The organism is Candidatus Uabimicrobium helgolandensis (genome assembly GCF_041508025.1).
In the GTDB taxonomy this organism is placed as follows: Bacteria; Planctomycetota; Uabimicrobiia; order Uabimicrobiales; family Uabimicrobiaceae; genus Uabimicrobium; species Uabimicrobium helgolandensis.
Map to the genome: position 1 here is coordinate 2639426 of NZ_CP165719.1, position 12472 is coordinate 2651897.

At 35.9% G+C, this 12472-nt stretch carries 5 protein-coding genes; 1 reads left to right on the forward strand and 4 read right to left on the reverse strand.

Going from position 1 to position 12472, the window contains the following annotated elements; translation table 11 throughout:
- Positions 1-462: 462 nt before the first annotated feature.
- The 4 genes from UABHE_RS09580 to UABHE_RS09595 form a co-directional block, all read right to left on the reverse strand.
- Complete coding sequence (locus UABHE_RS09580) at positions 463-1440, reverse strand: ankyrin repeat domain-containing protein (RefSeq protein ID WP_372370033.1); 978 nt, start codon at positions 1438-1440, stop codon at positions 463-465.
- Positions 1441-1542: 102 nt separating this feature from the next.
- The gene (locus UABHE_RS09585; protein ID WP_372370034.1) at positions 1543-2604 is read right to left on the reverse strand and encodes a leucine-rich repeat domain-containing protein; all 1062 of its coding nucleotides are present in this window, start codon (positions 2602-2604) and stop codon (positions 1543-1545) included.
- Between the two features lie 23 nt (positions 2605-2627).
- The gene (locus UABHE_RS09590) at positions 2628-3920 is read right to left on the reverse strand and encodes a flavin-containing monooxygenase (protein WP_372370035.1); all 1293 of its coding nucleotides are present in this window, start codon (positions 3918-3920) and stop codon (positions 2628-2630) included.
- Positions 3917-4609: a TetR/AcrR family transcriptional regulator gene (locus tag UABHE_RS09595; RefSeq protein ID WP_372370036.1), complete on the reverse strand. Its 693-nt coding sequence runs from the start codon at positions 4607-4609 to the stop codon at positions 3917-3919. Before UABHE_RS09595 ends, UABHE_RS09590 begins: the two co-directional genes overlap by 4 nt.
- 818 nt (positions 4610-5427) lie before the next feature.
- Between UABHE_RS09595 and UABHE_RS09600 the strand changes: the two genes are divergently transcribed.
- Positions 5428-12462 carry an SDR family NAD(P)-dependent oxidoreductase gene (locus UABHE_RS09600; protein ID WP_372370037.1) on the forward strand — a complete coding sequence of 2345 codons (7035 nt, stop codon included), beginning with the start codon at positions 5428-5430 and terminating at the stop codon, positions 12460-12462.
- The last annotated feature ends 10 nt before the right edge of the window (positions 12463-12472 follow it).

A 12472-nucleotide genomic window follows, 5' to 3' on the forward strand; every position in this document is an offset into this window, starting at 1 on the left:
AGAAAGAAATTTATCTAAATTTTTAGCAAAAACTAGAGCATGTCGTTATTCAGAGAATAGCAGGGATGTGGTTAAAATATCATTAACTGCGAATTGTAACAGACGCTTCTTTATTTAATCAAAAGCTTTGAAAAATTCGGGTTTGAGCTCGAAAACATTTAAATAATTATAAGCAAGCAATAAAATTAAACATAAAAATTTAGATTCTAGCGGCTAATGCGATCTATTAAATGGCTGACTATTTTTACAAGGATTGAGAACTTCACTCCTGTGAAAAATACATTGAAAAACAGAAGGCAAAAAAAGTAGAGAAGCTAGAGACAAAACAAGTCCTAAAATCATCGCTATCGATTATTCATAATCGATAACTATAATGCTATTTCTCTAGTTAGTCGGATGTTAAGAGACTTGTCTTTTGTTATCAATAGTAATAATGTTTTTGATAACAACTGATAATGAGCCTTAGTTTTTTGGCGAAACTCTGTCCATCGTAATAGCTTTATTTTTTGGATCCCTTAGTATTTTTACAATGTTGTAAAAACCATAAGTCGATGCAATAGTAATAGCAGTGTGATCGGCTTTATTTTTAATATTTATATCAGCTCCAGCATAGATTAAACTTTTTACTATTTTTTCACTTGGGATAGGATTTTCCAGAGCTCTTACAAGAGCAGTGTTGCCATATTTATCCTGTGTATTGACATCAGCCCCAAAATAGAGGAGGCTAGTAACTCGTTCGTGTAGTCCTAAAAAAGCGGCTTTCATGAGTGCCGAGCGATCAATATTATTTTTAACATTTACATTAGCTCCTGTTCTCATAAGCACTTTAGCTATATTGTCACATGTACTTTTCATAAGAGCAGTATTACCATATTTATCTTGTGCATCTATATTAGCGCCAGCAATAATAACCGTTTCCACTATACTTTTGTTGTGAGTAGATTCTAAAAGAGCAGTATTTCCATCTTTATTTCGGGCATTAACATTTGAACCAGCAGCAAGAAGCATTTCGGTGTACTCTTTACTGTGTCTAGCTGCTTTTATGAGACTAGTATTTCCATTCTTATCTCGAACATTAACGTTCGCTCCTCTAGTAATAAGAGCTTTAATAATATCTCTTCGATTTTTGATGAGAACTGCATACATAAGAGCAGTATATCCGTTTTTATCTTGAACATTAACATCAGCATTAGCATTAAGAAGAATACTTATTATTGCTTTGTTTCCACTCCATGCGGCTCTCATAAGGGCAGTGCAACCATTTTTATCTTGGAAATCAATATTTATGTCTTTGGAGATAAGAAATTTTATTTTTTTTATATTTTTTTTCTTTACTGCTGTAATTAAATTTTTTTCTTTAGCTTTATAATTTAGTAATTTTGAATTTGTTCTACAACTAATTATTAGTAATATATGAAGAACTACTATTGTACTTTTCACTTTTCTTCCTTTTTAGCAAATCAAAGTTTTTCTACTTTGTTTTAACTTTTTCAACTGGAACAAGTCGTATTTTTTACTTTATTTAAACGCCGTAAATTTTATTCAAAAATTCCAAAATCTCTTCGAAGAATCAAAAAAAACTTTGATTTCTTTTGGAATTTTATCAATTTTATTGTGTCTTAAACTTAAAAATTTAAGATGAGAAAGTTGAGTAATTTGTTGCGGAATTTCTGTTATTTGGTTGCGACCTAAAAAGAGATCTATAAGGCGAGCGTTTTCTCCTATCTCCGTGGGGATTTCAAGAATATGGTTATTTCCTAAATCTAGAGATTTAAGAGAGGAAAGTTTGCCAATCTCTTTTGGAATTTTTGCTATTTCATTATTGCGAAGTTTCAAATAACGAAGAGAAGAAAGCATTTCTATTTGTTGTGGAACCTCTACTATTTTGTTATTGTTCAGATAGAGTTGTTCAAGAGAGGAAAGTTGACCAATTTCTTTAGGAATTTTGGCTATTTTATTATTGTTTAAAAACAAAGATGATAATTTAGACAAATAACCAATTTCTACAGGTATTTGCGATATATTATTACCGCTAAGTTTAAGGTCTTCAAGACAATCAAGTTGACATATTTCTTTAGAAATTTCTGTTATTTGGTTATTTTCCAAATTAAGATATCCCAAAGAAGAAAGTAAACCTAACTCTCCAGGAATTTTGGCTATCTTATTGCCACCTACACATATAGAGACAAGCTTAGAAAGCTTGCCTATTTCTTCAGGGATTTCTATTATTTGATTGTTTCCCAAACCTAAAAACCTAAGGCAAGAAAGACTCATCATTTCTTTTGGAATTTCAGATATTCTGTTACCGTCTAAATATAAAGATTTAAGACCAGAGAGTTGTTCTATTTCTTTTGGTATTTCCGTTATTTTATTATAGCTCAGATTTAAAGTTTGTAAGTTGTCCAGTTCAAAAATCCAATGCGGAATAGAAGTCAAATCTTTTGCTGTTAAACACAAATCAACGCAATTTCCGCGAAAAGAACAATTATCAAATTCACATCCTGAAAAATCATCTGGTTTGATATCATTTAAATAAAAAATGCAGTTGACATATTTTGTATTTGGACATATTTTTTTTAAATCTTTGTTTTTAATTACTCTCATTAATATCTCATTAAAAACGATTTCTATTGTAATTGCGCAATATGCTTATTGATCCCTTTTAAATAAGTATCTTTGTGAACGTAGTACGCCATGCGTTCTAACTCCATGTAGTTGTAACCTCCACGCATGTCTGTCAGCCCTGCTTCTTTTTTCTTCTGCATTTTTTTTGCGCAGTTTTTGTTTTCGCTTAAGGCTTTGATAAAGCAGGCAACAACTTCAGCTTGCTTATTGCGTCCTTCCCAACCAATTCCCGTAGCTTCGATCATACCAAGAATAAAGAGATTATCGTATTTTGGGTGAAAGATGTTGAGATATAGTTGTGGAGTGTGACCTTTCCAATTAAGATGCTCGCTATCAATAAATGAATAATTGAGTTTGTAACCTGTGGCAAATAATATAATGTCGTAGTCTTGGTGTGTGCCATCATTAAAATGAACGGTGTTCCCATCAACATTCTTAATATCAGTTTTTACGCTCAAATCACCATGTCCTAAGTGATATAGTACCATTGAATTGACGATTGGGTGAACTTCGTACAATTTGTGATCAGGTTTAGGGAAACCGAATTTTTCGGGATCTCCGGTGAAGAATTTTAATAATACCCCATCGATTTTTTGTTTTAGAAACCGCGGAAGTTTTATTTTTCCACCAACAGTATCAGCTGGTTTTCCAAATACATATTTTGGCACAAAGTGATACCCGCGACGTACACTCATGTCAACTTTAGCTGCATGATGTACAGCATCTACTGCAACATCACAACCTGTATTTCCGGCGCCGACAATTAAAACGCGTTTGCCATGAAAAACACTTGGATCTTTGTACTCAGAAGAGTGCATTATCTGTCCTGCAAATTCACCTTCAACCTCAGGTGTATTTGGTTTCGAAAAAATACCATTGGCAAGAATAACACCTTTATAAATAGAAGTTTGCTGTTCTTGGTCTTTTTCTTTATAAGTCACAGACCAGCCACCGTCTACCGGCTCAACTTTAATCACTTTCGTATTAAATTTATAATGCTCGTATAGAGAAAAATGTTCGGCAAAATCGCGAAAATACTGCTTCATCTCGGTATGATGTGGGTAATCAGCCACATGGTCTTTCATCGGATATTCCGCAAATTCGGTCATCTTTTTAGAGGAAATGAGATGCGCAGATTGGTACACTGCACTATTTGGGTTGTCGATATCCCAAAGACCACCAACATTGCTGTATAATTCAAATCCATCAAAAGCAATATCTTTTTTCTGTAAATTCCGTGCTCCTGCTAGTCCAGCGGGACCAGCGCCAATAATTGCGTATTTTTCGCGTGTCATTTTTTTTCTCCTTGTAGTGCTCTCATAACCATTTCAATAGCCATTTGCCGCGACGTTACTTCGTTAAATTCTGTGGGAATAATATCAAAGTGACGATGGATCGCAAAAAAAGTAATGGTGTTAACCACAAATCTCACAGATGCATTTACATCGAAACTCCGTGAGATATTCCCATTGGAAATATTTTTTTTGATGTAGGACGTCAACATGGTGAACATTTGCTGGCGGCGTTTTTTAAACCACAATTCAGCTAATTCTGGCCAATCAAGGGCAGAACTCTCTATAAGCTTTATTCCTAATCGGTACTTAGTGAGTACATCATATATTTCGCCTATTATTTGTGCAAATTGAGCATTTTGTTCACCGTTAGCTTTGTCTTCTAACGCATTGTTAAGTGTAGGAAAACGGTTTTCTAACAATGTTGCTTTGTGCAAAAAATCAAGTGTATTGCCTGAGGAAGCCAGTGGCCATGTAATTTTCTTTATATCAATATTATTAATATTTACGCGAATCACTAAATCAAACAAAGCTTCTTTGCTTTTAAAATAGCGATAGATAGAACCAGTAGATAATCCTAAAGTTTTCGTTACATCCTCCATTTTGCTTCGTTTGTAACCATTACTAATAAAAATATCAGTTGCTGCTTTTATAATATTTTCTACTTTGTTTATATCGTGTTTTCGCGGCATGTTTTCCCTTAATTTCCAACACCTTCTTTTTTTGAGTGAATGACTCACTCGCTATTATAGTACTCATTTTTGTAATGTCAATATTAGATTTTGCGAAAGTGCGCTTTTTTTATAGATATTTAATGCCATTTAGCTGTATTCCCTATTTTACAAACATTTCAATAGCATGACATGCTGTGTCATTTTAAAAGTAAAGCATCAAGAATGATGACGGCCTGCGTCATAGATTTAATTGGTCTTTGAGCATGAATGACTTACTGCGTTATCTTTTATAAGATAACTTTTTTACAAAAGAATTATAAAAAAAAAATAAGCCCAAATACCTTTTAAAACATGTAGTTGCTGCAAGGTCATTAAAATTTTTGTTTAATGTTTACAAAAGTATTATTGCTTTTCAAAATGAAAGAACTATACTTTCCAGTGGAAAAAGTTTTACAAATACACATACTTATGATCTACCATTAGTTGTGTGATTTTATAAAACAAGCTACGTTCTCTAATCTAAATTTATCCTCCGCCTGAAACTCCACTTATCAACGAAATATCTACCCTTTGTGAGTAACAGTGAACGAGGACATGCCTCATATCCATCCACGAAAATCTTATCATCGCCACATAATTGCGATAAAACACTTTTCGTGCACTATCGGAGAATTAAGCTAGGGATAGGTTACTTTTAGACATGTAGAAAGAAATAAATCATATTGCCGGAATTTTATTCCATAGACATTTTATTTCTCACTTACAGAGATAAATTCTATGTATTTTAAATGCTAGTGCTTAATTTCTTTTTATACGCCTTACATTAAGGAAACATCGTGAAATCTACAGATCGTGCACAACCTCTAGCCATCGTTGGTATGGGTTGCATGTTTCCAAAAGCTGACAATATAAATGCTTATTGGAACAATATAAAAAATCGTGTCGATGCAATTACCGACATTCCTGATACTCACTGGGCAACTAAGGATTATTTTGATAAAGATCCCAAAAAAGCAGATCATACATATGCTGCTAAAGGCGGCTTTATTTCATCCACTCCTTTTCCACCACTTGATTTCGGTGTATTACCAAACTCAGTTGAAGCAACAGACACTTCACAACTTTTAAGTATGCTTGTGGTTGAGCAAGCCTTAGAAGATGCAGGTTATGGCAAAGGTTTAAAAAACTTCAATCGCGATCGCGTAAGCGTAGTACTTGGAGTAACAGGAGCATTAGAACTTGTCGTCCCTTTAGGGGCGAGATTAGGGCATCCTATTTGGCGTAAAGCTCTAGAAAAATACGGTATTGACAGTGATGTTACGGAAGAAATCGTACAAGAAATAGGTGATTCTTATGTCGGTTGGCAAGAGAATTCATTTCCTGGATTACTCGGCAATGTAGTTGCTGGACGTATCGCAAATCACTTTGACTTTGGTGGTTCTAATTGTGTAGTTGACGCCGCTTGCGCTAGTTCATTAAGCGCTTTGCATATGGCAAGTATGGAACTATCTTCTGGCGCTTCTGACATGGTGATTACCGGAGGTATTGACACTTTTAATAGCATTTTTATGTACATGTGTTTCAGTAAAACTTCAGCGCTCTCTCCGCAGGGGCATGCGAAACCGTTTGCTACAGATGGCGATGGAACAATCCTTAGTGAAGGGCTTGGTATTATGGTGGTCAAGCGTCTTGCTGACGCTGAGCGCGATGGTAACAAAATATATGCTGTGGTAAAGAGTATTGGTTCATCGAGTGATGGTAAAGGTCAAGCTATTTACGCACCGAGCGATAGTGGTCAAGCAAAAGCTATTAAAAAATCCCATGAAATTGCAGGAATTACTCCAGACACTATAGAACTAGTTGAAGGACACGGTACAGGAACTAAAGTCGGTGATGGTATAGAAGCTAATGCATTAATTAAGGTATTTGAAGAAACAAAAAAACCTGGAACATGGTGCGCACTAGGATCTGTAAAATCGCAAATTGGTCACACAAAGGCAGCAGCTGGCGCTGCTGGTGTTATCAAGTCGGCACTAGCACTTTATAATAAAACTTTACCACCAACTATAAAAATACAAAAACCGATAGAGCAACTACAAACAGGAAAATCTCCTTTTTATCTCAATGCCCAAACGCGTCCATGGTTACCATCAGAAAAACATCCAAGACGTGCAGGAGTAAGTTCTTTTGGATTTGGTGGAAGTAACTTTCATTGTATTTTAGAAGAGTATAAAGGGCAACAAATTCATTGGGACGGTGAAACGCAAATACTTACCTTCTCTAGTGATGAGAGAGAACAACTACAAGTATCTCTAAATGAAGTGTCCAATGATTTAGATTGGCTACAGTTACGAATTTTTGCAGGCAAAAAACGCTTAGAGTTTTCGACAAAACATCAATATCGATTGGTATTAGTGATAAACCGCAGTAGCAATATAAAAACTCTAATCGAATCAGCACAACAAATGTTGTCGAAGTATCCACAAAAAAAGAATTGGCAAACTCCAAACGGTATTTATTTTGGTAGTGGTTCTCCAGAAAAATTAGGAATGTTATTTAGTGGACAAGGCTCTCAATACGTTGAGATGTTTAAAGATTTAACAGCCCAATTTCCCCATATGGCGCAAACGATTGCAACAATGGACAATAATTTTCAATCTTTTTATAAAAGCGAAACACAAAAAGTAAGTGATATTATCTATCCACTGTCTTCTTTCGCTGAAAATGAATCTGTTCAGCACCAAGAGAATTTAAAAAATACGGAGATTGCTCAACCAGCGATTGGAGCTGTTAGTTTAGGATTGTTCAAGTTACTACAATATTTTTCAGTCACCCCCGATGCTGTCGCTGGACATAGTTATGGAGAGTTAACTGCTCTTTGTGCAGCAAATGTTCTTAGTGAAGAAGATTTTTGTGTACTGTCACTATTACGCGGACAACTAATGTCACAAAGTAGTGAACAAGAAAGTTCAATGTTAGCTGTACAAAGTACATTAGAAATAGTGAGTGAAGTTATCGATAGCAATAATATAGAAGTTGTTATCGCTAACAAAAACGCCCCACAACAGTTTGTTCTTTCAGGAACAATGAAAGAAATTGACAAAGCTTCACAAATACTCAATGATAAAAAAATACGCAACAAAAAGCTAAGTGTTTCAAATGCATTTCACAGCCCGCTCATGGAAAATGCAAAGCAGCCATTTCTCGAAAAACTCAACAAAGTAAACTTGAACAGTGGTTCAATACCTGTTTTTGCCAACAGCACTGGCACAAAATATCCTAAAGAAGCACAAGAAATGCGAGAAGTACTAGCAAAACAAATAGTTAACTCTGTTGAATTTATCAATGAAATCGAAGCTATGTACAAAGAAGGCATTCGCACTTTTCTGGAAGTAGGTCCAGGAGCAACATTAACAGGTCTGACTAAATCAATTCTCGCGGATAAAGAACACGAAGCTTTTTCGGTAAACAACAGCAAGAATAGTGAAATTAGTGGTTTAGCACAAGCTATTGCAAAACTGGCCTCTTTAGGGCACGAAATTTCTTTGGAGAAATGGGACGAAAAAGCTCATTTGCAGCCTACTACTGTCAAAAAGAAATCAGCATTCACAATTCCTATTTGTGGCGCAAACTATGTAAAACCTAAACCACCGCGACCAGTAAAAAAAATACAAAAAGCTCTACCTAAATCTCAACCACAGGTAGAACCACCAAAAGTGGCAAAGTTATCTTCACAACCAAGTTCTCCTCAAAAAACACCCATAACTTCGCCATCTACCCCAAAAAAAGTGAATCGTCCCAAAAAAGAGAACATCATGTCCCAAAGAAATAACATTCAGCCATTACCAGGTGTTGTTGAACAAATACAAAAAAACATTATCGCATTGCAACAAATACAACAACAGAACTCAGAATTGCATCGCCTCTATTTAGAGAACCAAGACAAAAGCAGGGAATCTATTCAACAACTAATCACTCAACAAAATAATACGTTTACAGGATCTAATTTTACTGAATCTTCAGTACCAGCGCCGGTTTCAATTCCAATAGCGCCAAATATTTCATCCGCAAATAATGGGACTCATACACAAGTACAGACTTCTGAAGTTTCTCAAATACCTTCAAAACCAGTAGCAACTCAGATAAAGAGCGTTGTCACCAATCGAAAAGTAAATACCAAAGTTCAGAAACGCGAACTACCGCAAAATCAAAACGTACAAAATAAACTTTTGGAAGTCATTGCTGAAAAAACAGGTTATCCTTCAGAAATGCTAGAGATGGCAATGGAACTCGACAGTGATTTGGGTATTGATTCTATCAAACGCGTTGAAATTTTTTCTGCTCTTCAAGAACAGTTACCAAATGCTCCTGAAATTGAATCGCAGGATCTTGGTAGTCTAAAAACACTCGGAGATGTCGTCGATTTCTTATCTGTTGGCGGCGAAACAACTCAAACAACTACTGTTGTTAGCGATAGCAAAGTGCAACAAACTCTTCTAGAGGTTATTGCCGAAAAAACGGGTTATCCTTCAGAAATGCTAGAGATGACTATGGAACTCGACAGTGACTTGGGTATCGATTCTATCAAACGCGTTGAAATTTTTTCTGCTCTTCAAGAACAGTTACCAAATGCTCCTGAAATTGAATCGCAGGATCTTGGTAGTCTAAAAACCCTTGGTGATGTCGTCGATTTCTTATCTGTTGGCAGTAAAGCAACTCAAACCACTACTGTTGTTAGCAATAGCAAAGTGCAACAAACTCTTCTAGGAGTTATTGCCGAAAAAACAGGTTATCCTTCAGAAATGCTTGAGATGACGATGGAACTCGATAGTGATTTGGGTATCGATTCTATCAAACGCGTTGAAATTTTTTCTGCTCTTCAAGAACAGTTACCAAATGCTCCTGAAATTGAATCGCAGGATCTTGGTAGTCTAAAAACCCTTGGTGATGTCGTCGATTTCTTATCTGTCGGTAGTGAAGTAACACAAACTACTTTAGTAAAACTTCCTAGTAATAATAAAGTACAGGAAACTCTTCTAGAAGTTATTGCCGAAAAAACAGGTTATCCTTCAGAAATGCTAGAGATGACAATGGAACTTGATAGTGACTTGGGTATTGATTCTATCAAACGCGTTGAAATTTTTTCTGCGCTCCAAGAACAATTACCAAATGCACCTGAAATTGAATCACAGGACCTTGGTAGTCTAAAAACACTTGGCGACGTTGTTAATTTTTTATCTTCTGGTAGTGAATCAACGCAAGTAACGACTGTTGTCAATGATAATAAAGTACAGGAGACTCTTCTAGAAGTTATTGCTGAAAAAACGGGCTATCCTTCAGAGATGCTTGAAATGACAATGGAACTTGACAATGACTTGGGAATTGATTCTATCAAACGCGTTGAAATTTTTTCTGCTCTTCAGGAAGCACTTCCTAACGCTCCTGAAATCGGATCAGAAGATCTCGGCAATTTAAAAACGATAAAAGACGTTGTAGAATTCTTATCGACAGGACAACAACAACCAACTCCACAAGTTTCAGCGCCAATCAAATCAGCCAAACCAGAAAAAGTAGTAGAAGAAAAACCTATTTATCGTAGTATTTTAAAACTACAAGCTTTAGAAGGTAAAAATCGCCCCAAAATAAATATATCAAAAGCAGCAAAAATTGCGATCACTCAAGACGATAACGATTTATCAAACTCCATATCTAAAGAATTGAAAAATAGTGGTTACAACGTAACAAATATTGCTATAAACGAAGATTGTCCAGTGGACATAGATATTCTTATTATTGTTGCTCCTATTTCCAACAATGAAGACTTTCTAGAAAATAGTTTTATACTTCTGCAAAAAGCCCAAAAATTAAAGAATAAAGACCAATCAATAGTTGTAACTATTTCCCGTATTGATGGTGCTTTTGGTCTCATTGATGCTGACAAAGGTAATCCTAATTCTGGAGGGCTTGCTGGACTTTTAAAGACAATATCACATGAATGGCCAAATGTACATGCGAAAGCTATTGATGTTGCTCCAGGTATAAAAAGTGCAACAGACATTATCACTGAAATATTTACTCAAGGTCCTTTAGAAGTCGGTATTGCTGCTAAAAAATATACTTTGGCTCTTGAACAAACTCCTTTATCGCAAACCATCAATTCTAATACTCAGCTAAATGCCGGTGATGTAGTGGTGGTTAGTGGTGGGGCACGCGGTGTAACCGCAGAAGCTGCTATTTCTTTAGGTCGTAAGTTTAAACCAACAATTATTATGCTTGGACGAACTCCGCTACAAAATACACCACAGTGGCTAAATAATGATCTTTCAGAAGCGGAAATTAAAAAGAAAATACTAAGCACAACTACCAAAAAACTTAGTCCAAAAGAATTACAACAGCAATACAAGACGCTTGCAGGACAATGTGAAATTGCAAACAACATAGAGCGTATAAAAGCAACAGGAGCAGCGGCTGTATACTATAGTATCGATATCCGCGATGAGCAAGCGATGAACAAAACACTAAGTAATGTGGTTGCAGAGTTTGGAAAAATAAAAGGTATCGTTCACGGTGCAGGAGTCATTGCTGATGATCTTATAGAAAATAAGACCATAGAGCAATTCCGCAGAGTTTATCAAACTAAAGTAGGCGGTTTGCAAAATATTATTGATATGGTTGATTTTGATGAATTAAAATGGATGGTCTTATTTTCGTCGACGACTGCGCGTTATGGTCGTACAGGTCAACTAGATTACGCTGTTGCTAATGAAGTTCTCAACAAAATAGCACAGCAGCAAGCGTGTTTACATCCAAAACTTCGCGTATTGTCCATCAATTGGGGACCTTGGGAAGGCGGAATGGTAACACCGGCTTTGCGCAAAATTTTTGCTAAAGAAGGAGTTGGTTTAATTCCTCTTCGTGGTGGTGCTGATTATATGGTTGAAGAGCTATGTACTAATTCTAACAAGCCAGTAGAAATCACTATCCTTGGTGAATCTAACTTTTCTAATCAACCAGCGAAAACTCAACAAACCTCCTCGTTAAAACTAAGTTTTTCGCGAAAACTAACGATTAAGGACTATCCATTTTTACAATCGCATGTCATTAATAATCGCGCTGTTGTACCAATGGCAATGATGATTGAATGGTTAGGTCATGGCGCTTTACATCAAAATCCTGGGTTTACTTTTCTAGGTTTCGATAATCTACGCGTGTTAAAAGGAATATTACTCAACAAAGGTAGTGAGCGCGAAATCAAAATTTTCGCAGGAAAAGCCCAAAAGCAAGATGGAAACTTTATTGTGCCTGTTGAACTGCGTAGTGAAACAGAAGTTCATGCTTCTGCCAATTTTCTATTGTCAACTAAGCTACCAAAACGATCAACCGCAATTGAATACAACGGTTTGCCAAGTTATGAACGCAATAGTGAAAATATATATCGCGATATTTTGTTTCACGGTTCTCATTTTCAGGGTATTCGTCAAATAGAAGGTTACCATGCCCAACAAATAGTGGGCACTGCTAAAAACGCTCCGCGTCCAAACGAATGGTTTCAAAATCCCCTACGCAGTAATTGGCTGACTGACCCTCTTGTTTTGGATGTTAGCTTTCAAATGATGATTGTCTGGACATTCGAAAAATACGGTATGGGTTCCCTACCTTGCCACATAGGAAAATATCGCCAAGTACAAAAAACTTATCCGCAAAGCGATACAAAAATTATTATCCAAGTAACGAAAGATAGTAAACTGCATGCGGTTGCAGATATGGAATTTGTAGATGGTGATAACAACTTAATTGCTTACATCAAAGACTACGAGTGCACTATTGATACTTCTTTAAACAACAGCTTTCGCAGCAATCAATTGACATAGAAAGGCGAGA